24 protein-coding genes are annotated in these 21,611 nt (G+C 39.4%); 16 read left to right on the top strand and 8 right to left on the bottom strand.

What is annotated here, in order from left to right; translation table 11 throughout:
- Nucleotides 1-90: 90 nt before the first annotated feature.
- Nucleotides 91-972 (bottom strand): glycosyltransferase family 2 protein, encoded by an 882-nt coding sequence (locus THETH_RS01200; RefSeq protein ID WP_013931563.1) that lies wholly within the window; start codon nt 970-972, stop codon nt 91-93.
- Nucleotides 973-993: 21 nt separating this feature from the next.
- Nucleotides 994-2,013, bottom strand: a complete 1,020-nt coding sequence (locus THETH_RS01195; protein WP_013931562.1) for a lysylphosphatidylglycerol synthase transmembrane domain-containing protein — start codon at nt 2,011-2,013, stop codon at nt 994-996.
- Between the two features lie 250 nt (nt 2,014-2,263).
- On the opposite strand from THETH_RS01195, the gene THETH_RS01190 reads away from it, so the two are divergent.
- Together THETH_RS01190 and THETH_RS01185 are read left to right on the top strand one after the other, a co-directional pair.
- Nucleotides 2,264-3,844: a bifunctional aspartate carbamoyltransferase catalytic subunit/aspartate carbamoyltransferase regulatory subunit gene (locus THETH_RS01190; protein WP_013931561.1), complete on the top strand. Its 1,581-nt coding sequence runs from the start codon at nt 2,264-2,266 to the stop codon at nt 3,842-3,844.
- A gap of 57 nt (nt 3,845-3,901) precedes the next feature.
- Nucleotides 3,902-4,672, top strand: coding sequence for an SDR family NAD(P)-dependent oxidoreductase (locus tag THETH_RS01185; RefSeq protein WP_013931560.1), 771 nt, complete (start codon nt 3,902-3,904; stop codon nt 4,670-4,672).
- 31 nt (nt 4,673-4,703) lie between these two features.
- Here THETH_RS01185 and THETH_RS01180 read toward each other — a convergent pair whose 3' ends face one another.
- The 4 genes from THETH_RS01180 to THETH_RS01165 all read right to left on the bottom strand — a co-directional run bounded on the left by THETH_RS01180 (nt 4,704) and on the right by THETH_RS01165 (nt 8,773).
- Nucleotides 4,704-6,614 carry an anaerobic ribonucleoside-triphosphate reductase gene (locus tag THETH_RS01180; protein WP_013931559.1) on the bottom strand — a complete coding sequence of 637 codons (1,911 nt, stop codon included), beginning with the start codon at nt 6,612-6,614 and terminating at the stop codon, nt 4,704-4,706.
- Nucleotides 6,592-7,134 carry a 4Fe-4S cluster-binding domain-containing protein gene (locus THETH_RS01175; RefSeq protein ID WP_013931558.1) on the bottom strand — a complete coding sequence of 181 codons (543 nt, stop codon included), beginning with the start codon at nt 7,132-7,134 and terminating at the stop codon, nt 6,592-6,594. Before THETH_RS01175 ends, THETH_RS01180 begins: the two co-directional genes overlap by 23 nt.
- Before the next feature lie 108 nt (nt 7,135-7,242).
- Nucleotides 7,243-7,911, bottom strand: a complete 669-nt coding sequence (locus THETH_RS01170) for a SagB/ThcOx family dehydrogenase (RefSeq protein ID WP_013931557.1) — start codon at nt 7,909-7,911, stop codon at nt 7,243-7,245.
- Between the two features lie 31 nt (nt 7,912-7,942).
- Nucleotides 7,943-8,773 (bottom strand): hypothetical protein, encoded by an 831-nt coding sequence (locus tag THETH_RS01165; protein ID WP_013931556.1) that lies wholly within the window; start codon nt 8,771-8,773, stop codon nt 7,943-7,945.
- Between the two features lie 138 nt (nt 8,774-8,911).
- Here THETH_RS01165 and THETH_RS01160 point away from each other — a divergent pair, with 138 nt between their 5' ends.
- Together THETH_RS01160 and THETH_RS10815 are read left to right on the top strand one after the other, a co-directional pair.
- Nucleotides 8,912-9,271 carry a PadR family transcriptional regulator gene (locus THETH_RS01160; RefSeq protein WP_013931555.1) on the top strand — a complete coding sequence of 120 codons (360 nt, stop codon included), beginning with the start codon at nt 8,912-8,914 and terminating at the stop codon, nt 9,269-9,271.
- The gene (locus tag THETH_RS10815; RefSeq protein ID WP_013931554.1) at nt 9,268-9,453 is read left to right on the top strand and encodes a hypothetical protein; all 186 of its coding nucleotides are present in this window, start codon (nt 9,268-9,270) and stop codon (nt 9,451-9,453) included. The genes THETH_RS01160 and THETH_RS10815 overlap by 4 nt, the downstream gene beginning before the upstream one ends.
- Before the next feature lie 114 nt (nt 9,454-9,567).
- Here the strand turns inward: THETH_RS10815 and THETH_RS01150 are convergent, their stop codons facing one another.
- Nucleotides 9,568-10,539, bottom strand: a complete 972-nt coding sequence (locus THETH_RS01150) for a dipeptidase (RefSeq protein WP_041446494.1) — start codon at nt 10,537-10,539, stop codon at nt 9,568-9,570.
- 68 nt (nt 10,540-10,607) lie between these two features.
- The gene (locus THETH_RS01145; protein WP_013931552.1) at nt 10,608-11,282 is read right to left on the bottom strand and encodes a methyltransferase family protein; all 675 of its coding nucleotides are present in this window, start codon (nt 11,280-11,282) and stop codon (nt 10,608-10,610) included.
- Between the two features lie 528 nt (nt 11,283-11,810).
- Here THETH_RS01145 and THETH_RS10810 point away from each other — a divergent pair.
- From THETH_RS10810 to THETH_RS01090, 12 genes are all read left to right on the top strand, one after another.
- A complete protein-coding gene (locus THETH_RS10810; RefSeq protein ID WP_211205273.1) occupies nt 11,811-12,269 on the top strand; it encodes a hypothetical protein in 459 nt (152 codons plus the stop codon).
- 93 nt (nt 12,270-12,362) lie between these two features.
- The gene (locus THETH_RS10805) at nt 12,363-12,836 is read left to right on the top strand and encodes a transposase (protein ID WP_211205272.1); all 474 of its coding nucleotides are present in this window, start codon (nt 12,363-12,365) and stop codon (nt 12,834-12,836) included.
- A 116-nt stretch (nt 12,837-12,952) separates the two neighbouring features.
- Nucleotides 12,953-13,147, top strand: coding sequence for a hypothetical protein (locus THETH_RS01135; RefSeq protein ID WP_013931551.1), 195 nt, complete (start codon nt 12,953-12,955; stop codon nt 13,145-13,147).
- Nucleotides 13,148-13,163: 16 nt separating this feature from the next.
- A complete protein-coding gene (locus THETH_RS01130; protein ID WP_013931550.1) occupies nt 13,164-13,373 on the top strand; it encodes a DUF2922 domain-containing protein in 210 nt (69 codons plus the stop codon).
- A gap of 86 nt (nt 13,374-13,459) precedes the next feature.
- On the top strand, nt 13,460-14,191 hold the full coding sequence (locus THETH_RS01125; RefSeq protein ID WP_013931549.1) for a gamma-glutamyl-gamma-aminobutyrate hydrolase family protein: 732 nt from the start codon (nt 13,460-13,462) through the stop codon (nt 14,189-14,191).
- Nucleotides 14,188-15,006, top strand: coding sequence for a M55 family metallopeptidase (locus tag THETH_RS01120; RefSeq protein ID WP_013931548.1), 819 nt, complete (start codon nt 14,188-14,190; stop codon nt 15,004-15,006). Before THETH_RS01125 ends, THETH_RS01120 begins: the two co-directional genes overlap by 4 nt.
- Before the next feature lie 56 nt (nt 15,007-15,062).
- Entirely contained in the window at nt 15,063-15,992 is a 930-nt protein-coding gene (locus tag THETH_RS01115) for a TAXI family TRAP transporter solute-binding subunit (RefSeq protein WP_013931547.1), read from the top strand.
- Between the two features lie 12 nt (nt 15,993-16,004).
- Entirely contained in the window at nt 16,005-16,478 is a 474-nt protein-coding gene (locus THETH_RS10250) for a DUF1850 domain-containing protein (RefSeq protein WP_013931546.1), read from the top strand.
- Nucleotides 16,479-16,480: 2 nt separating this feature from the next.
- A complete protein-coding gene (locus tag THETH_RS01105) occupies nt 16,481-18,412 on the top strand; it encodes a TRAP transporter permease (RefSeq protein ID WP_013931545.1) in 1,932 nt (643 codons plus the stop codon).
- A gap of 92 nt (nt 18,413-18,504) precedes the next feature.
- Complete coding sequence (locus THETH_RS01100) at nt 18,505-19,530, top strand: hypothetical protein (RefSeq protein WP_169310336.1); 1,026 nt, start codon at nt 18,505-18,507, stop codon at nt 19,528-19,530.
- Nucleotides 19,531-19,623: 93 nt separating this feature from the next.
- Nucleotides 19,624-20,550 carry an outer membrane protein assembly factor BamD gene (locus THETH_RS01095; RefSeq protein WP_013931543.1) on the top strand — a complete coding sequence of 309 codons (927 nt, stop codon included), beginning with the start codon at nt 19,624-19,626 and terminating at the stop codon, nt 20,548-20,550.
- A complete protein-coding gene (locus THETH_RS01090) occupies nt 20,547-21,611 on the top strand; it encodes a hypothetical protein (protein WP_013931542.1) in 1,065 nt (354 codons plus the stop codon). Before THETH_RS01095 ends, THETH_RS01090 begins: the two co-directional genes overlap by 4 nt.

Below are 21,611 nucleotides of genomic sequence, written 5' to 3'. Positions count from 1 at the left end.
GTGCTTGAGCTTTTTGTCCTTCCATTCGAACTCTTTCAAAAAGGTGGGCGAAAAGAGAAGTACAACAACCAAATAAGCGAAAAAATCCTATCATCTTTGGAAAAAGTTTTTTTTTGCTTGTTTTGCTTCGTCCAAAATGAATTTCATTTTCTTAAAGAGAATCTTCTTACCTTCAAAATTTGCTTTGAAGTAAACATAAAAACATGTAACCAGACAGGCAAAAACATTCCAACCAATCATTCGGTTTAAGTTGATCTTTTTGAAAAACTGAGCGCGTATCTCAAAAGAGCGGAAAATGTCCGAAACAGCTCTTGCATCAAACTTTTTTCTAGTAATGCTATCTGGTCTTATTCTGTAAAAATACAACTTTTGCGTTGTTACCACAACTTTGTTGGCTTTGTAAAAAAGCATTGGAATAATTGCGTTGTCTTCGAACAAGCGCATGGCGGGAAACTCTACATCGTCAAAAAGACTTCTTTTAAACAATTTGTTCCAGACCACTAAAAATCCGCCGAAATTGATCCAGTAAATTTGTCTTAAGGCTTCAAGATTGGTGTATACATAAACTTTTTCCTTGTACCTTTTGTTGGGAACATCCTCCAGCGAAGTTTTGACGTAACCGCACATTGATATATCTGCGTCTTCTTTAAGAATAAGTCCAAGCAAAGTTTCAATGTATTTTTCACTTACCCAATCATCGCTATCCACAAAGGTTATGTATTCTCCTTTGGCATTTTTTATTCCTACGTTTCTTGCAACTCCAGCTCCGCTGTTTTGAATGTGGAAAACTCTTACCCTTGGATCAATTAAAGCATATTCGTCGCATATTTTTCCACTGTTATCCGTTGAACCATCATTAACTAGGAGTACTTCTATATTTTTGTATGTCTGATTCAACAGAGAATCTACGCATTTTTTCAAGTATTTTTCTGTGTTGAACACAGGGACAACAATGCTGACCAACGGTTTCACAGTCTATCCCTCCAAGGTGAATCAGTTATCCATTACATTGGTGTTCCATATATTTATCCGCCAAATTAATGCGAGTCCTACACCGATTGGTAAATAATAATTCATTAAGCGCCATATTAGTATAGCATAGGTACTAACACCTGAACCAAAAATGTTTGAAAAAACGATTTTGCAAAGACCCTCTACACCACCAGTTGACCCAGGAGTTGGGATGTAAATTGCCGTGCTGCTTATTAGTATGTATAAACTCACAAAACCAAAATAATGAATTTGTTGAAAGTTTTTACCGCTCATGTGAACAAGCGGTAAGTAAAGTTGTATTGGGATTAAGAAAATGTACATGATGACACCAAGTAGCATATCAATAATCATCACATACAAATTCTTTGTCCAAAGGACTTTTGTGCTCTCTGTCATTTTGGAAACCCACGCAAGAGTATTCTCAGATATTTTTTTGAACTTCTCATTCCTTGTGGTTTTTGCCAATATATGTAGAATTTTTGCCACGAACTTGGCATTCAGAAATGCTAACAAACACAAGAAAGTAACACCGATAGATATTGCTAATCCTAGGGAAATAATTATCAGCTGTGTCTTGTTTGTAAGGTATTGTATTGCCTTGGGCAAAAAAAGCAAAGCTATGATGAAATTTATTATCAGGTTACTGAACATTCTTGACAGCACCACATTTGTGGCATCTGCGGAATCTACGCCAATTTTGGTAATAAGATGATATATTTGAAAAGGCTGTCCGCCTATTGACATGGGGGTAACAAAAGAAAAGAAAACACCGAAGAAATAGTTTTCCATAGCATCTAAGAACCGGATTCTTTTGACGACTGATTTCAGGACCACGTAGTTTCTTAATCCTCCCATAATGTAATCTACAGCGAGGATCACAGTCATGTGGAATATCAGCTTTTTTGAAAAAGTAGTAAAAGCTGTTTGAAGTTCTTGCCTATCGGAGAACAAAAAAAGTAAACTGAAAATTCCAAAGCCTATGGCAAAAGTCATCAGAATGTTTCTGATCAATTTTTTCAAGCAAAAATACCTCCCAAAAGGTTATAGGCTTTTACCCTTTTGTTCACTCCAAATATCATATGTGTTTCAAGTTTGAGAAAAATTTTTGATGGACTAGTTTTTAATGATATCATATTGTCGAGTAAAATTGAGAAGGAGAATCGCTGAATGACAACTTTTTATTTGTGTAATAAAAAATTCATCTTATTAACAATAAAAGTTCAAAAGGTCAGCAAAAGCTGACCTTTTTTGTTAAATGGGGGTGGACTTTGTGGAAAAGTCTTTTCGTGGAAGAACGCTTGCAGTGATCAGAGACTTTTCCGTTGAAGAACAGCTTTTCTTATACCAAAAGACGAAAGAACTTAAGCAAAAGTGGCTTGCAAAAGAAAGTTTAGAGGAATTTCAAATCAAAGATCCAGTCAACATCTACATAGTTTTCGTTGAACCAAGCACAAGGACTAAAGAATCTTTCATAAACGCGGCAAAATTTCACCGCAACGCCAGGGTAAACATATTTGATGCGGAACATTCTTCTTTCAACAAGAACGAAAGTTATGTCGACACATTCTGTATGCTCACAAGTTATGGAGACTATTCGATATTCATCACGCGAACAAGGTTGGAAGGAGTACCCAGATTGCTTGAAAGAAAAGTTGGAGAGTTTGCACAAAGGCATGGCATAGAAAAACCTGCTTTCATCAATGGTGGCGATGGTAGGCACGAGCATCCAACCCAAGAACTTTTGGATGAATTCACCTTTCTTGAACACAACAATTTTGACAACTCACACATAAGAATTGCGCTAATAGGAGATCTTCTTCATGGTAGGACAATTCATTCGAAGGTTGACGGTCTGAGAGTCTTCAGAAATGTTGAGGTAGACTTAATTGCACCTGAAGAAATTCAAATGCCAGAGCACTATGTTCAAAGGATGATTGAAAATGGTTTTGAAGTCAGAAAATACTGCAGCATTGATGAATATCTTGCAAGTGAAAATGTTGCAAAAATTTGGTACTTCACAAGGCTTCAACTTGAGAGGATGGGTGAAGATATTCTGGAAAAGGAACACATTCTAAGAAAAGCCGTCACCTTCAGAAAGGACATGCTTGACAAAATTCCAGAGGGAACAAAGTTTTACCATCCTCTTCCAAGACCAAAAGTTAATTCAGAAATACCAACCTTTTTGGACAATCTACCTTTGAATGGTTGGGAGACGCAGGCAAGAAACGGATTTTGGGTTAGGATAGTTTTGCTTTCGATGCTTGGAGGGGCGATAACAATGGAATGCGACGATGTTGAATCAAATGAGCAGCAACAGGAAGATGAGTATGAATTCATAATACCAGCTCCTATAACTCACGGTTCAAAAGGGGTGGAAAAAGAAGGAAAACGTGGGATAAAGCCTATCGAGAATGGAACAGTGATAGACCACATCGCCAAAGGAAAAATGCCTGAGGAAATTTTTGCCACAATAGTGAAAATAAGAAAAATTCTAAAACTTTACGACTGTGACAGTGCAGATGGAATCTTCAAATCCGCTGATGGAAATTTCAAAGGTTACATAAGTCTTCCTAACAGATACCTTACGAAGAAGGAGATAAAAAAACTTGCAGCTATAGCACCAAATGTTACGGTGAACATAATAAAAGATTCCACTGTAAAGGAGAAGTATCGAATCAAACTTCCTCCAAGAATATACAATTTTGATGAAATACGCTGCAAAAACGAAAACTGCATAACACATCCAAAGAACGGAGAAAATGTGGGTGCATCCTTTGTAAGAGTTGGTGATAAACTTGTTTGCGAGTACTGTGAAACACCTCATGATTATAGCGAGATATGGACTATTTGACGAGTTGATAAGAATCTTTCTCTGATGGATTAAAAGTGTCAATAAGGAGGAAAAAGGATGAAATTAAGCAGCTTTAAATGGGCACTTGTTACAGGAGCTTCTTCTGGGATAGGAAAAGAATTTGCCATAGAGCTTGCAAAAAGAGGGATAAACATCGTTGCCGTTGCAAGAAACAGAGAGAAATTGCAAGAAACCATCAACCAGTGCAACCAATTAGGAGTTCAAACGATTGAATATTTAGCCGACCTTTCCTGCCCAGAAAATGTGAAGAAGATGGTTGAAGATCTTTCTGACTTGAAAATCGATCTTTTGGTGAACAATGCAGGTTTTGGACTGTATGGAGAATTCATCAAGCTTGAACTTGATGAACTTGAGAAAATGATCGAATTGAATATCAAAGCTTTGACAGCTTTATGTCATTTCTTTGCAAAGAAAATGGTTGAAAAGCAAAAAGGTGGAATAATAAACGTTGCGTCAATTGCAGGGCATCTTTCTGTTCCATATTTCAATGTTTATTCTGCAACCAAAGCCTATGTCTACAATCTTTCAATATCTCTTTGGGCAGAACTGAGAAAGTACAAAGTCCATGTTATGTGTGTTTCACCAGGTCCAACTGATACAATGTTCTTCGAAAGAGCTTTCAAAGGGCAAAATTTTCAAAAATTCAGAAAAATGATGAAACCAAATGAAGTGGTGGTTAAAGCATTGAAGGCTTTTGAAAAAAACAAGGTTGTGTACATACCTGGAATAACAAACAAATTTGTAGCGAACTTTATTGCCAAGCTTTTACCCCACAAATTAATGGCGAAGTTTTTGACCACAAGTTGACCAAATTAAAATGCGGGGAACTCCCCGCATTTTAAACTGTTATTATATTTTGGTAAAACTTTCTTTCAGCAAATTCGAGCTTGCGATGCTTGTTGAAAGAATTTGTTGGAACTAGGTAACCGACGATCCTTGTGAATTCGTCCACTTTTTTACCACGGCATCTTGGGCATACTTCGCCGTAGAAAGCATGTCCTTCGAGACAAACACTTATTTTTGTGTTGAAAGCAAAATAAATAACCCCCATTTTGGCCATCAGGTTGATCATATTCCAAGATTGTTTTTCATCTCTAAATGGTGAATCCAAGTTCACATGTAGTATGGCTCCACCAGAAACCTTTCTGTCAAACAAGCCAGAGTATTTTATTCTGTTCATTACATCAGCATCTGCAGTTAAAGGTAACCATTGATTCGAATAGATCATATATTTTGTTCCATAAATAATTCTATCTTTTTCAGCCAAAACAGCAGCTGCTTTTTCAGCTGGTATTTGTTCAACATTGAAGTTGAAACCGAATTTCTTTAAACCAGCTTTGTTTTGCTCATTTATTGTGTCTAGTATGTGTATTCCAAATTCTTCTCCTTCTTTGGTATAGCTTACCCCATCTGGTCCATAATTGACAAGACCCAAAATTTCTAAAGCTTCGAAGAATCCATTTATTCCAATTGTTCCGTACTGTCTTTCCAGTTTCATCAAACCAAGGTTGTAAAGTGGCAAAACTCCTTGGTTAATTCTATCTACTATCAAACTTCTGATTGCCACTAAAACTTTTTGAACCAATTCAACTTTTTCAATTAATCGTTTTTTGAAAGCTTCTTTATCTTTCGTTTCAAGTGCAATTCTAGGAAGATTTATGGTGACAACCTTGAATGAACCTATATTTAGGTCGCTTCCACCGATAGAGTTTGACATACCTTTTAATTCCTCTGGTTGAACTGAAAACTTTATATCTTTTGTTGAACTTGTAAGTCTACAGCAGGAAGCAACAGCATCGATACTGCTGCTTACATAAAAGTTGGTATCAAGCCATTTTAGATTAACTTTGTTGATGAACCTTGCGCTGTCTTCGTCCAAGAATTTTCCATCAATGTACAAAAGTGCGGCAGTTAAAACTGGAAAGGTAAACATTTGCTTTTCCCTTTCTTTTGCTATCCATTGCCAATACTTTTTTTGAAGATCTATTATAAGCTCTATGTTGTCGACTATTCTTTCTCCGTTTGGGTAAGTTTCATTTTCAAATATGGTTTTAATGTAGTTTCTATCCAAATAGGTGAAGTTAGTGTAAGGCGATTGCGTTCCTCTGATAGGTTGATTTACTGAATAAGTGAAGATTTGAAAATGCTGTTCAAGATATTCTTGTTCTTTTCCTTTTGGAATGACACCTGCTTCAATGTCCTTTTTGTAAAAATATGCAAGCCAAACGAAAAAGTCTGGTAAACCAACGGCTCCAGACTGCTGATTGGAAGCAAACATTACAAACTGAATGACATGTTGAATGAAAGAAGAAAGATGTTTAGCAGGGATAGACTTTACTGTATCTATGAAAAACAAACCTTTTTCAACAATTGGCCTAAGAGAATAAGCATAACAATAAGGTGCAAAAGCTGCATGGTGCGCGTCGTGAACGTAGATATCTCCGTACATTTGATACCTCAAAAAAGTCTTTGCATCATTTGGTCCAAAGAGTTCTTTCATTCTTTCGTATATTGCGTAAATTGAGTAAAGCTTTGTCAAAGGTTTTGCTACTTCGTTGAAATAGGTATAAACGTTTGTACTTCTGACATTTGCATTAACATCGATGCTTGAATCAATTATCCCCTTTGTAAAGAAATTTTCCGTAAACAGAACAGGATCAAGTTGCCAGGACAAACCTTCCAGTTCTTTGAAAATTTCAGGTACCTTCTCAAAATCTTCGACAAAATCACTTGAAAACCTCCAAAACATAAGCTTTTCCCCCTTCAAAGGTCATAAAGAATTCTTCTAGCTGCTCTTTTCTCAAGTACATTTGATTTTTAGAAGCAGGAAAACCGTCCTCTTTGAGGGATATTTCAAATCTTCCAAGTACAAATTCGTCAATGCTTTGTATGTAATCCTTCAAAGGTAAAAGATCAATTGGTTCTCTCCAGGTGTACAAAATTGTCAAAACTTTCGAGCCAAAGATCTTTTTCACATCCCTGCTAAGAAGTTTTACGCACTCCCTATTCCTTTCGCTTAAAGGTTCTCCACCAACAAAGGCTAAAGCGACTTTCGAAAAACCATTTAAAAGAAAAGAAAGCTTTTCCACAGAAATTGAGAGAATCTCATCATAATTTATTGCAAATTTTTCGTCAAAATCCCAGGTTTCTGGATTGTGGCATCCAACACACTTTGGAATGGCATCACATCCTTGAAAATAAACACTCACACTTGGATAAACAGGATGATCGTTGAAAAAAACTCTAATTGTGTTGATCAAGAAAATCATAGTGCATCCCCCACAGCAAATGGAATAATACCACATATAGTGGTATTACAGCATATACCACTATATATTGTATATTAAGGATCTAGAAAAGGTCAAGTATCAAATCGGTTAACTTGGGTAACCAACCGGTATCAAATACAACGGGGATAAGTTTCTGTCGAGTTTGAGAATCGATTTAACCTGCTCGTCGTAAAATGCGCCAACGGTTACAGCTCCAAGTCCAAGAGCCACAGCTTGCAGACAAAGATTTTGTGCGGCATGTCCAACCTCGATGTGAACGTACCTTACGCCTCTTTCACCGTATCTGGCAGTTGTTCTTTCATATACAGCAGCTATGACAAAAACAACAGGTGCATCTTTAACCCAGCTTTGATTGAGCGCAGCTTGTGCTAACTGCTCGCGAATATCTCCTTGGAATCTCAAACGAATTGAATGTGTAAATGGATCGTATTGGTAAAAGCCTTCTTCTAAATTTTCAACCGCGTTTTTGCCAACAACCACAAAAATTTCAAGTGGATAAGTGGCACCAGCCGAAGGTGCTGAACGAAACTTCGCGAATGGATCGGTTATACCCTGAGCTGCCCACAAAAGCTGTGAGATTTGAAAAATCGTCAAAAATTGCGTTGAAAAACTTCTCACGGATCTTCTCAAAGATATTGCTTTTTCAAGCGATACGGTTCCATCAATTCTAGGTTCAGGTAGCTTTACAACCTGTGCTAGACAGAGAAAAGCAAAAAGCATCACTAAAAAAGTTAAAATGAAACTTTTTTTCAACATTTTTGTCACCTCCTTTCAAAAGATTTTGATTTTATCTTCTAGCTAAATTTGTTACAAGGTTGTACACAAACCATCCATCGCCAGTCAAGAAGATTTGCGGTTTTGCACTCGCTGCATCCCTTTGTATTCCTATTCCATCGCTGTAGGGTTGGAAAGAAACGATTTTCGAATATGGAATCCTAAAGCTTCTCAAAGATCCATGAAAATATATGTGCTTGTCGGTTACAGCCATAATACCAGTATCAATGTGAACAACCTCGGTTTTCTCCACTGGATAACCTTTAAAACCACCAATTCGATAGTAAATTCCCTTTGCTATCCTGATACTCACTCCTTGCGTTCCACCAACGTATTCGTGCTTAACCCTACTTTCAAAATATTTGACGTTTTGAAAAACCCAAACCAAAGTTTCTCCCTTTTGAAAGTTGAAAGGTAAATGAGTATCTAAAACGACTCTCGTTGGTAATTTTCCCTCCATGATATCCCTCAAAACACCAGCTTGAACAACTTTTGTGTAAAAACCATTGTTATCCAGATCTTTTTGTTCAAGGTTGAAGAACTTGGCAAAGTTGTAAAGTTTCTCTTCCTCTTCTTTTGAAAGGTTCCCATCGCTTAAAAAATGCAAAGCTGCTTGCTCCCAGCCTGCCACCAAAGCATTCTTTATTTTACCAGTTGGAACAAAACCTTGCTGAGCAATTTGATGAAGTTCATTTGTTAAATTTTCCAATGAGCACAAACCCAATGCTGCGTTTTTCGAGGTTTCGACCATCGATCTCCATGCCATTTTGTACCTTTCTTCGCATTCTTTGTGCCGGGTTTTAAACAAACCAGCTGGTTTTCCACAATAAATACAATCTCCCATGGAAATTCCCCCTTTTTTGACAATCAGTTCAACTTGATTATACGAAAGTTAATCGATGGTTTTATTATCATATGCCATATATTGACATTTTGCACATATGTGCAGTAAAATAAATGTGAAACCAAGTAGGTGATGGTTGTGAAGGCAAACTGCGGCTGTTGTCATTGGAATGACTATGGTAAAGATGTTTTGAAAGCGGCAATTTTGGCTGTTGTCAAAAACAATCCTTCCCACGGATATTCATTGTTATCAGACCTTCAAGAGCTTGGTTTTGACATTTCTAAATACCATCCAAGCGTGATATACCGCATTTTGAGAAATCTTGAAGCTGAGGGATTGCTTGAATCCGAATGGCAAACGTTCAAAGCAGGACCAGCTAGACGCGTTTATAAAATCACGCAAAAAGGCGAACTGTTTCTAAAACAATGGGCTGAAAATTCAAAGCATTACATAGTGTTTTTACAAAAGCTAGTCGAATTCGTTCAAAAGGGAGGATGAAAGTATGTGTTGTTGTGGGTGCTGCTGTTTTCATTGTTGCTGTTGCCATTGTTGTTGCTGTAAGCATCATGGAAGAGGACATCATGAACGATCTTGTAGTTGTCATGAAGAGCACTATGAAAGCTGTACATGCGAAGAAGACGTGGATGTCAAATCGCTCAGAGAGTACGTCGATTGGCTAAAACAAGAACTAGAACAGCTTGGGAAAAAGCTTGAGGCATTTGAAAAGAGTCAACAGCAAACTTCATAGCAATCTTTTTACAGACCGCCGGGGATATACCCCGGCTTTTATGAAATTAAAGTACAGCTTTGAAGAATTCAACGAAATTCAAAAAGCATATTCTATCGATTTCTTTTTTTGTAAAGCCGGCTTTTTCAAGAAGCGGGATGATTTGCGGCAGTTTCGTAGCATCTTCAAGATCTTTGGTTGACATTTTTTCGTGCGACTGTTTGTTCAAAAATTCTTCCAAGTAATCGGAAAAATCAAGTCCAAGGCCAACATGATCGACGCCAACGAAGTTTGCCGCGTACTTGATATGTTCCACAAATTTTTCAACTGTTGGATTTTCTCTATCTACTATCCTGGGTAGGGCACTGATTCCAATGATTCCTCCTCTTTTGGCAATCTCTTTTATCTGTTCATCCTTCAAATTTCTCGGTGTTTCGCACAAACTGTAGCAGTTTGAATGAGTTGCTATAAAAGGCTTTTCAGATATTTTAGCCACATCCCAAAAGCTTTTTTCATTCAAATGTGAAACGTCAAGCACCATGCCAAGTTCTTCTATGATTTTAACTGCCTGCTTTCCAAGATTTGTCAAACCTTTGTTTTCATCCTTCGTTCCACACCCTGCGGCAAGATCGTTTTCTTCGTTCCAAGTGAGACTTACAACCCTAAATCCAAGCTCGTAGAGTGTGTAAAGAAAATTCAGATTTTTCCCTATGCCTATCAAACCTTCTACACTTGAAATCAAGAATATCTTTCCTCTTTCGACGGCTTTTTGGATATCTTCGCTTTTTGTAACGATGACAAAATCTTCGCTTTCTTTGCCTATCTTTGTCAGTTCCTTTGACCTTGCTCCTAAAAGCTTGATAAACCTTTCTGAAGGGTTTTTACTGTCTGGTTTTGTCCAAAGGGCCGCGTTTACACCAATTACCTTTCCTTCTTTCAGTTGAGGCAAATGGCAGTTTTCCAAAACGTTTGTTTCTCCTTTTTCCATCCTCATACCAACGTTGTACCAAATATCCGAATGTGCATCGAAAAACCTCATTTTCATCACCCAAGGCAATTTTAGCATTCTGTTGCTATCCAAAAAGTTTAAACGAGGTACAATTACAGTTACCATATTCCCGGTATCAACCGATACTTAACCTTCTCTGCGTACTGCTTATAACCATCTAGCTCCTTTTGCAGAGTGATGTCCTCCAGAGCTGTTCGAACAATTAAAAGCATTATCATAATTGCACCTGGAATCAGCGCCCATAGGGAACCAAGCATTATGAATGTAGCTAAGTTGAAAATGATAGAACCAGCATACCCTGGATGACGTATATAACGATAAGGACCATTTGTGACAGGATAATGCCCACGTTCAGATTGAATACGAACTCCTGGGACAAAAAACGGATTGGAAACAATTGCCCAAGTGGTAAGAAAATTACCAAAAAACATCAAAAACCAAGCTGTTACCCGTATCCAAAGGTTCAACCTTGGAGACCATTGAAAGCGGTAATCTAATCCTGCTACCACGAATGCACTCAAAATTGTAAAGAAATTAAGAAACATAATGAGCTTATCCCATTTTTTTATAGTTGTTTTGTATTTGTTGCGCTCTTTGAGTGAGTCTTCAGGCAATATAAAAACAGTGGACATAGCCATAATTGCACAAGTACCAAGGTAAATCCAAGCCCAACGCCAGGTTAAACTGCCAGCGGAAAAGAACAATAGTACAGCGAAGAAACCTGTTTGTACAGCACTCTGTCCCAATCGTTTTAATACATAATCTTTTCGCATAATGTTCTCATTCCTTCTTCCATTCCTTATATGTAGTATTCAATACAAACAAAGTATTTCTCGTAGTCTGAATTCATTAGTTATGCTGAATCGACATTTGAAACTGATCTAAATTTGAAAGTGCTTTTGTTGAGTAATTCTGTCAATCTTTGGGCAATCAAGGAAATTTCTTCGATTGAAATCGCTATCTCTTTTGCCGCTGAAGATATTTGCTCAGACGATACCGACAAAATTAGCTTTAAATCTCTTGTGTGGTATGCTAAACTTCTACAACCTTAAAGTATCCAAATTTCTTCAATTCCTTCTTAAGTTAAAGTAACAATATTGAGTTTGAAAAGGGTAACTTTTAACTTTCCCGCTTGTTTGCTGAGCTTTTTCTAACTGGAATGCCTTTGATCCTTTTTACAGAAATTTAGCCAGAAAGCACATTTTTTCAATGGATTGTGATGAATGGCTTGATTTCATTATACAACATGTAGGTTATAATCAAAGCATACCAGATCTTTGTTTGAAAGGAGCGCATTGGTTTTGAACAAATCTGAACAAATCAAACAGGCAATAGCTGAAACAAAATTGAAAAGACAATCCCAAAAGCCCGTTGTGTACCAACTAAAACTGCAGAATCTATCAAAGCAAAAGAGAAAGCTTTTGAAGGAAGTCTTCATCCAATCCAAGTGGTTGTGCAACTATCTTGTAGCTGATTTGAACAGGTTGAATGAACCTGCCAACAAGATAGAAGTTGTTGAAGTTAAGGTGAAAGACAAGTTTGAACAAAGACAGTTGAGTCTACTCGGATCACAGATAAAACAGGAGATATCAGACAGGATAAAAGATAACCTTCGTTTACTTGCAAAACTTAAGGCTAATGGTTATGAAGTTGGTGCATTGAAGTTTAAGAGGTATGTTAACTCGATACCGTTGAAACAGTATGGTGTGACGTACGAGCTTGACTTGAAGCGGAACAGGGTGAGGATTCAAAAACTTTGAAGCTTTAGAGTCCTAGGACTTAGGCAAATACCTTTCAACGCAGAGATAGCAAATGCGGTATTGGTTTCAAAGCCATCTGGGTATTATCTACACGTGACGTGTTATCTTCCAAAAGAAGAGCATGTTCCGGTGATAGACAAAGCGATAGGGATAGACTTTGGGGTGAAATCGAAGCTAACGTTTTCGAATGGTATGCAGATAGTCTTTGAGATACATGAAGCAAGAAGGTTGAAAAAGCTGCAAAGAAGGCTAACAAGGAAGAAGAAAGGTTCGAAGAACTATGAAAAAACACTTCGATTGATACGCAAAGAGTATGAGAAGATATCGAATTGGCGTAGTGATGCGATCAACAAAGTGTTTGCTTTTTTGAGGATGTACAAAGTGGTTGTTTATCAAAAGGTATGTGTTGAGTGTGGCTTAAAGATAGACAAGGACGTGAACGCGGCGATGGTGATATTGAAGAAAGGGCTTGGTTTGAGTTTTGAACAAGCTTTATGGTTGGGTCGGCTTGAAGTAACGCCTGTGGAGTGGGAAACCACGGTGAAGCAGGAAGCCCATTCCTTTTAAGGAATGGGAGGAGGTCACATGCAAGGTAGCTTTCATTTTGGTATATCCATCTTCGTATACTGTATTAATGGACAGCGCTGTCTGAGGGAAAACAAACTTTTGAAAGGAGGCTGAGCATGAAACAGCTGCGCATAGTCTATGACACAGGCGAATTAGGCCAAAACGCAAGACCTATTCGAAGAAGAACAGCACTTGTGATATCCGACGAAGCGACAGCTCAAAACTGCGAACAAATAGTTCAACTTCTTGATTCATTGACAAAGTACACAGCCTTAGAAGCACACATGGTCATAGTCGAACAGGTTTATTGATGAAAGGAGGTAAAGGATGAAAAGACTTTTGCTTGACTTTGTAAACACTTTGGATGGGAAAAGAAGGAGGATAGTGATACCTGAGCCGAAGGAAGGTTTGACGGCAGAGTATGTGAGTCAGGTTATGGACCAGCTTATAGAACAAAAGGCCTTACCGGAAGGGTATGTGAAAGACAGGGCTGCGATAGTGGAAACGACGACGGATGAATTTTTCAATCTTCTTTAATTTGAACCTTTGCCCCCGCACACGCGGGGGCTTTTTGCTTTGAATTCGGCAAATTGTATAGAATCTTCTTAGTTGGAGGTGAAAATGTGTCGCAAGGTTGTAAACCTGTTGTAGCGATAACTTGTTCACAGGTTGAAGGTGCGGCAAGGTTACCTGAAGATTATTTTAGAGCCATCGAAAAAGCAAATGGTGTACCGTTCATCGTTCCTGCCATTTCAAGTTTTGATGGTTTAGAAAAAATCAGCGAACTTGCCGATGCAATTCTTTTCAGCGGAGGAGTGGACGTCGATCCACTTCAGTACGGGGAAGAACCAGCAAAAGAGTTAGGTGAAATAACTCCAGAAAGGGATTTTACGGAGATAAATCTCTGCCAGATGTTTTTCAAAAAGAAAAAACCCATCTTTGGTATATGCCGTGGTATCCAACTGATAAACGTTGCACTTGGGGGGAAGCTTTATCAAGATATCAACCATATGCCGAAGGTTTTAAAACATTATCAGCAAGCACCGAGTTGGTATGGAACGCATAAAGTTTTCATCGATGAAGATTCGTGGTTGTTTGAAATCTTCAAAAACAGAGAAATACTGGTGAACAGTTTTCACCATCAAGCGATAAAAGAAGTTGCACCGGTTTTGAAAGTCGTGGCAAGAGCATCAGATGGAATAATTGAAGCCGTTGAAAGCAAAGATAAAGATTTTTTCATCGTTGGGGTTCAATGGCATCCTGAAAGGATGTTTCAAAGAAATGAGCAACAATTCAGATTGTTTGAGACTTTCGTCGAAAAGGTGAAAGAACTTAAAAAGGGGGTGGCTTTGTGAGAATATTCATCTCGGCGGATATGGAGGGAATTTGTGGTGTTGTAAACCTTCAGCATGTTGACCCAGGAACAAAAGATTATGAAAGATTCAGAAAGATGATGACAAGAGAAGTTAACGCTTTCGTTGAAGCAGCTTTTGAATTCGGTGCAACTGAAGTTGTTGTAAACGATTCTCACGCAAACATGGATAACATTTTGATCGAAGAACTACATCCAAAGGCAACTTTGATAAGTGGGAGTCCCAAACCACTTTCTATGATGCAAGGAATCGATGAAACTTTTGACGCAGTGTTCTTCGTTGGTTACCACGCAAGAACTGGAACTGTCGATGCCATAATGGATCACACGTTTGCAGGAAGAGTTTTTTGTGTGAAAGTCAACGGTAAACCTTTGAGCGAAGCTGGGTTGAACGCAAGAGTTGCAGGATTTTTCAGCGTTCCAGTTGTTCTTGTCTCTGGAGACGATAAAACAATCGCTTGTGCTAAAGAAGAGATAAACGAGTTTGTCCCTGTTGTTGTCAAAGAGGCTGTTGGAAGGTATGCTGCAAAGGTTTATCCGTTTGAGGTAGTCAAGGAAAGAATAAAGAATGGTGTAAAACAAGCTCTTATGAATTTGAAAAACCTCAAGCCAACAGTTGAGAAAGAGCCGGTGCATTTGGAGATCACATTTATCAACTCTTCACTCGCTGAACTTCCATGTCTTATTCCCGGTGTTGAAAGAAAAGACGCAAAAACAATCGTTTATACAGCTTCAAATTACCTGGAAGCTTACAAAGTCTTCAGGGCTTGTTTAGCAATCAACGCAGGTTTAAAATAACAAAACAAAGTGAATCGTGCTATAATGATTTTATAGATTTACAAGGAGGTGTTCTTATGAAGAAATTGTTGGGAATTTTGTTGCTTGTTTTGGCAACATTCGCAGTGGCAGCGACTTTCTTGACAATCGCAACAGGTGGTACTGCAGGGGTCTACTATCCACTGGGTGCAGCGCTGGCAGATATTTGGAACAAAAACATCAAAGGAATGAACGCTTCTGTTCAGTCAACAGGGGCATCGGTTGCGAACATCAACTTGCTTAGAAGCAAAGATGTCGATGTGATATTCGTTCAAAACGACGTTGCAGCGTATGCCTACCAAGGAATTGAGTTTTTCAAAGATCAACCATTCCCACAGCTCAGAGGCTTGGCTTGCCTTTATCCCGAGACAGTTCAAATCGTCGCCCTTGCCGATAGGAACATAAACTCTGTTTATGATTTGAAAGGCAAAAGAGTAGCCGTAGGTGCCGCCGGAAGTGGAGTTGAAGTCAACGCAAGACACATTTTGAGCGCCGCTGGTATAACATACGATGATATCAAAGTTTATTATCTAAGTTTTGCAGAGGCTGCGAACAACTTGAAAGATGGAAACATAGATGCCGCATTTCTCACCGCAGGACATCCAACGCCAGCAGTGGTTGACCTTGCAGCCGTTAGAAAGATAACGATTGTTCCGATCGATGATGAACTGATCAAGAAACTTCAGGAAAAGTATCCATTCTACACAAAGGTGGTAATCCCCGCAGGCACTTACAAAGGTGTTGGCGTGGATGTACAAACCCTTGCTGTTAAAGCAATGCTTGCGGTAAGAGAGGAAATGCCAGCGGATTTGGCTTATCAACTGTTGAAAACAATGTATGCAAACTTGCAGAGACTCAGAGAAGCACATGCAAGAGCTGAGTATATTCTGATCGAAACGGCAAAAGAAGGCATGTCAATACCTTTGCACCCGGGTGCGGAGAAATTCTTCAAAGAAATGGGGTTCTAAACAAGCTGGAGCATGTGGCTTTTCATAAAAGCTGTTTTGATTGTAATTTCGTTCTTACCAACCGATGCACAGGTTGTACCAATACTGCAGATACTAAAAGGACAGCGAGTTGTATGGGCAAAAGCAATTTTTGATGGAAAATTTACGATGACCTATGTTCATTCAGTTGAGAAAACACCAGTTTACGAGTTTTACAAAATTGATCGCGATGGTTACCTACACTTGTACGAGGCTAGATATAGTTCCTATGGGGCAGGATTACCTTCTGAACCCGAAGAGGGATTTCGAATTGAAAATAATCAGCTTGTTTTGAAGATCACAAGAAAGTTTGAGAAGATCCCTCTTCGGGTTTCTCACCTTGACGGACATGGTATTCTCTTTAAAGATGGGGTCATTATGTTTAAAGACATAGCGAAAGAAAATGAATTGATAATACTTCGCGCCGTGGTTTTAAAAATACCAAAATGTTTGTCTAAGGGGGAATAGACTTGGACAAAGAAAAGCTAACGAGTGAAGAAGTACAAAAAATTCTTGAAAAGTACGATAAAGAAGCAATTCAGCGAACACCAAAAGGTTTTTTCCTAAAATTGATAATTGCGATCGCTATAACTTTTTCGATCTTTCAACTTTACACAGCAGCTTTTGGTGTACTTGACGCGATGATCCAAAGGTCTGTTCACCTTGCGTTTGGTTTAGCGTTAATTTATTTGCTTTATCCAATGAGCAAAAAATGGAGAAGAGACAAGGTTCATTTAATAGACGTTGCTTTGGCTGCGTTGGCAGTTTTTTGCGTTATGTATGGGGTTGTGAACTACAAAGAATTGGTTCTAAGAGCAGGGATTGTAACAAGAATGGATTTCGTTATGGGATTGATTGGAATACTTCTTGTCCTTGAAGCAGCAAGAAGGGTGGTTGGACTACCAATAACGATAGTAGCAGGGTTTTTCATTGTCTATGCCATCTACGGTCGATACTTTCCAGGTTTGCTTGCCCATAGAGGCGTTTCACTTCAAAGACTTGTTGGACATCTTTTCTACACAACTGAGGGTATTTTCGGCATACCACTTGGGGTTTCTTCTACTTTTGTTTTTCTGTTCATCTTGCTTTCAGCGTTTTTGGAGAAAACTGGTTTAGGACAACTTTTCATAGATCTTGCAAACTCAATAGCTGGGCGTGCGAGTGGAGGACCCGCCAAAGTTGCCGTTTTTTCAAGTGCGTTGATGGGCACGATTTCAGGAAGTTCTGTTGCCAACACCGTCGGTACGGGAAGTTTTACGATACCGATGATGAAAAAAATAGGCTACAAACCAGAGTTTGCTGCTGCAGTTGAAGCTGCAGCTTCAACAGGTGGGCAGCTCATGCCACCAATTATGGGAGCTGCAGCGTTTTTGATGGCCGAATTTACTGGAATATCTTACGGAAAGATAATCATCGCAGCTGCAATACCAGCCATACTCTATTTCTTTGGGGTTTGGATGGGAGTTCACTGGGAAGCCAAAAAATTGGGACTGAAAGGCTTACCAAAAGAAATGGTTCCAAATATCAAAAATGTGCTACTTGAAAGAGGACATTTGCTCATACCGCTTGTGGCTATCATTTACCTTTTGGTGAGTGGATACACGCCTATGAGGGCAGCTTTGGTTGCAATAATTCTTTCGGTGGTTGCGTCCATGTTAAGAAAGAACACGAGGATAAAGTTAATCGATATACCAAAAGCGTTGGAAGCTGGCGCAAGAGGTGCTTTGAGTGTTGTTGCGGCAACTGCTTGCGCAGGGATAATCATAGGTGTTGTGACTCTCACAGGTGTTGGATTAAAACTTGGTACCGCACTTGTTGACTTAGCAAAAGGAAACCTTTTGATAACGCTCTTTTTCACAATGTTGACTTCGCTGATCCTTGGAATGGGTGTTCCAACGACAGCAAACTATGTCATAACATCCACTATAGCTGCGCCTGCTTTGCTCAGGCTTGGTGTACCAATCCTTGCTGCTCACATGTTTGTCTTCTACTTTGGCATCATAGCTGATGTCACGCCACCCGTTGCCCTAGCGGCGATGGCTGGAGCTGGAATAGCAAGAGCAAACCCGTTCAAAACTGGGTTGACTGCTTCGAAGTTGGCGATTGCCGCTTTCTTGGTTCCGTATGCTTTTGTTCTCTCACCTGATCTTCTCATTTTCTATATGAAAGGTCCCATCCACTTGATCTGGGCATTGATAACCTGCGTTGTGGGTTTGTTTGTCCTGTCTGGTGGTCTTGCTGGGTATGTTTTCGACAAACTCGGTATCATTTCCAGAATCTGTTACTCCGTCGGTGGGATACTTTTGGTTGTCCCGGAGATGACAACCGACCTTGTTGGAGCAGGGTTGATTGTCCTGGCGTTTGTCATCGAAAAAGTAAGAACCAAATTTGCAAAAGCATAGTCATTTTTTCAAAGTTGTTTGGGGTACCCTATAGGGTACCCTTTTTTCTTGAAATTCTAAAAACTCAACATTTTTGGTCGATGTTATATACGGTGATATTTGTGCGAATTGATAGCTATCAAGTTGATATGAAAAGCGAGTATTATTTCCAAAGTGTTTATGAGAAGAAAGAACAACTACAACTTTGGCTTAGCAAACGAGAGATCGAACCACAAACTCAGCAAACCTTGGAAAAACCTGTAGCAACAGAGAAACCAAACGCTTCGCTGAAGATAAAACTGGATGAAAAAAACGAGTTGAAGTTGAGGATAATCAAGATGCTTCTTGAAAAGTTCACGGGCAGAAAAGTTAGATTGCTCGTACTCGAACTCAAAGACAAGGAAGATGGTGAAGCCGACGATACAGAGAGAACCACAGCAGTTGCAAGCGTTAACAAGCCAAAGTTGTACGAATACGGTTTCGGGTTGATTTACAACAAAAGTGAAAGTTACAGCGAGCAAGAACAGGTTAGTTTTGAAACAAAGGGTGTTATCACAACAAAAGATGGCAGAAGAATAGAATTCTCTTTGAATTTCCATATGAGCAGATCATTTGCTTACAATGAAAACTTCGAGCTTAGACTCGGAGAAGCTCTCAAAGATCCGCTGGTTCTGAACTTCGAGGGTTCTCACGTGGAATTTTCAGACAAGATTGTCAAGCTGGATATAACTTTGGATGGAATCTTGGACGAGTTCAAGTTCGTCTCGGAAAACTCTGGATTTCTTGTGTTGGATTTGAACAACAACGGCGTTGTGGATGATGGAAGAGAACTTTTTGGACCAACCACCGGGAGCGGTTTCAAAGAACTTGCAGTATACGACTCTGACAAAAACGGATGGATAGACGAAGCTGATCCGATTTTCTTTAAGCTCAAGATATGGTCACTGGATGAAAACGGTGAACCAAAGTTGTTCAACCTTCTTGAAAAGAACGTCGGAGCGATATATTTGGGGTTTGTGAGAACGGGGTTCGATGTATACGACTCAGAGCAATTTGTCGGCAGGCTTCAAAACAGCGGAGTCTTTCTAAGCGAAAATGGTAAACCAGGAACAGTACAACAAGTTGATCTGAGGGTTTGAAAAGGATATCTTGAGAATCTGCCCACAAGGATGTGGGCTTTCTTTTTCTTCTAAGGAAGTGGTAGAATATAGTCAAAACAAGGGGGTGAAAAGATGAAAAGAAAGTTAACCTGGCTCGTCTTGCCTTTGCTGGCTGTTTTCATATTGTCGTCCTGTGCTGTCAATTTGTTTGTAGATTTTGAACTCAACAGACTTCTTCAAAGCGGTACGCCGGAAGAACGTCTGAACACCGCACAGCAAGCTTTGAGCGGGAAAAACTACGATGCTGCGATAACTTTGGCTGGTTCGGTGTTGAACGAGCTTCTGGATTTGGATTTGACACCGGAAGAGCTCGAGAATCTGCTTGAAGAGGAAACGCTCCAGAAATTGATTGATGGTTTGGAAGGTGAGGAACTGAATGAAGATGCATTAGCAGCGCTTGCTGTGCTTGTTGAAGCTGTTGCTGCAAAATCTGGCAAATCAATCGTCGAGGTAGCAGAAGATCTGGAGGATCTCTTAACGGAACTTGGAATTGAGATTCCTGGTTTGAAGAATGGAGAAAATGAAGAAGATTTATGGGAAATAATCAAAGAGAATCTTCCAACAATTGCACAAAAATTCGCCAAGATGTTTGACAACCGAGTGATTTTGAAGTTCCTAACAGTCGGATATCTCACATTAGCTGAAAACGGCGACGAACCAACAAAAAAGTTCTATGCTGCGCTTGCGGCATGGTATGACATCGGATTTATGTTGAACCTGATTCTTGATACGAACGACGATGGAAATATCAGTGATGAGGATTTCATCAAAAACGTGACAGCTGAAAACCTTGATCAACTTTTACAGGAAACCATCAGTGGTTTGTATGAAGACGAAGAAGACTGCGAAGAATTCGTGTGGGCATCGGAAAAACTTGAGGAAATACTCGGAATGGTTGATGCTGAAATTGATCTTCCATCCATCAGTGAGGATGGTCTAAAAGACAAGGAAAACCTTAAAGATCTTTTTGAATATCTCTTGGAAGGTGATCAAACATGAAAAAAATTTTGATCCTTTTGCTTGTTCTTTCAACAATCCTTGCCTTTTCTTACCAATGGGAAGTTTTCCCGGGGTTTTTTAAACCTTTGAAAAACCTTGGGATGGGTGGAACCTACGTTACAACGAGCGAAGGTTTGGGGGCTTTGCTTTTAAACCCAGCGTTGTACAAAGGTGGTTTCGATCTAAACAGTCAAATTGTTATGTCAAACAACGTCACAATTTTACCAAAACTGTTTCCTGTGATAACAAATCCAGCCTCGTTCACCGAATTACTCACAGATTCTGAGTTTCTGAATGCCATGCAAGGGGTACATTCCTATGGCATGAATTTCGCCGTCGGTTATGGTGCAAATTTGCTTGGTTTTACCATAGGTGGAATGGGGGCTCTACAAGCTGATGCGTTCTGGAATCTGTCTCTTCTGAACCCAAGTAACGCTGAGCTCGGGGCTTGGGCAGGCTACTTTGGAGTTCTCGGCGCTTCATTTGAAATTCTCGACGGTTTCAAACTCGGTGCTTCCGTCGGTGGAGGTATGGCAGGATTTTTGATACCCGCCACAGCAACACAGTATCCTGCTAAGATTGATATAACTGCCGAAGATCCCTTTACTGGATTGTTGCCCGATGATCCAAGCAAGATACTCCAGCAAATCAACAAACCTTTCTTCATTGCAAGTGTTGGCGGAATATACGAGCTTGAAGGCTGGAGATTTGGCGCTTCATACTTCATGACGGCGCCGGATATTCTGAACGGTACCGATTTCAGAGGAATCTTTTCCGGAGGTCTTTCATACACATGGCAGTTCCTAACAGTTGCTTTTGAGGTTGAAGACATTCTCAACATGGAAAAAACATGGCTTAGAAAACTCAACGCTGGTGTTGAGACTAATTTCGGATTTATCAAGCTGTTTGGTGGGCTTCATGCAGGTTGGTTAACAGGTGGTTTGAAGCTCGAAATACCGTTTGTCAACATCGGTTTTGTGGCATATGTATATGAATATTCAAATGCCGCAGGCTTGATGGGAGAGCAAAAGTACATTCTCACTTTTGATTCGAAATTCTGA

Origin of the sequence: Pseudothermotoga thermarum DSM 5069, from assembly GCF_000217815.1 — a bacterium.
Classification (GTDB): domain Bacteria; phylum Thermotogota; class Thermotogae; order Thermotogales; family DSM-5069; genus Pseudothermotoga; species Pseudothermotoga thermarum.
Note: the sequence above shows the minus strand (reverse complement) of the source record. Positions and strands in the feature narration are given on the sequence as shown.

Coding starts and splice junctions, on each gene's coding strand:
- THETH_RS01145 (WP_013931552.1), bottom strand. CDS start 11,282: ATGCGAAAAGATTATGTATTAAAACGATTGGGACAGAGTGCTGTACAA.
- THETH_RS01165 (WP_013931556.1), bottom strand. CDS start 8,773: ATGGGAGATTGTATTTATTGTGGAAAACCAGCTGGTTTGTTTAAAACC.
- THETH_RS10815 (WP_013931554.1), top strand. CDS start 9,268: ATGAAAGTATGTGTTGTTGTGGGTGCTGCTGTTTTCATTGTTGCTGTT.
- THETH_RS10250 (WP_013931546.1), top strand. CDS start 16,005: ATGTGGCTTTTCATAAAAGCTGTTTTGATTGTAATTTCGTTCTTACCA.
- THETH_RS01175 (WP_013931558.1), bottom strand. CDS start 7,134: ATGATTTTCTTGATCAACACAATTAGAGTTTTTTTCAACGATCATCCT.
- THETH_RS01170 (WP_013931557.1), bottom strand. CDS start 7,911: ATGTTGAAAAAAAGTTTCATTTTAACTTTTTTAGTGATGCTTTTTGCT.
- THETH_RS01130 (WP_013931550.1), top strand. CDS start 13,164: ATGAAAAGACTTTTGCTTGACTTTGTAAACACTTTGGATGGGAAAAGA.
- THETH_RS01185 (WP_013931560.1), top strand. CDS start 3,902: ATGAAATTAAGCAGCTTTAAATGGGCACTTGTTACAGGAGCTTCTTCT.
- THETH_RS01150 (WP_041446494.1), bottom strand. CDS start 10,539: ATGAGGTTTTTCGATGCACATTCGGATATTTGGTACAACGTTGGTATG.
- THETH_RS01095 (WP_013931543.1), top strand. CDS start 19,624: ATGAAAAGAAAGTTAACCTGGCTCGTCTTGCCTTTGCTGGCTGTTTTC.
- THETH_RS01135 (WP_013931551.1), top strand. CDS start 12,953: ATGAAACAGCTGCGCATAGTCTATGACACAGGCGAATTAGGCCAAAAC.
- THETH_RS01115 (WP_013931547.1), top strand. CDS start 15,063: ATGAAGAAATTGTTGGGAATTTTGTTGCTTGTTTTGGCAACATTCGCA.
- THETH_RS01180 (WP_013931559.1), bottom strand. CDS start 6,614: ATGTTTTGGAGGTTTTCAAGTGATTTTGTCGAAGATTTTGAGAAGGTA.
- THETH_RS01090 (WP_013931542.1), top strand. CDS start 20,547: ATGAAAAAAATTTTGATCCTTTTGCTTGTTCTTTCAACAATCCTTGCC.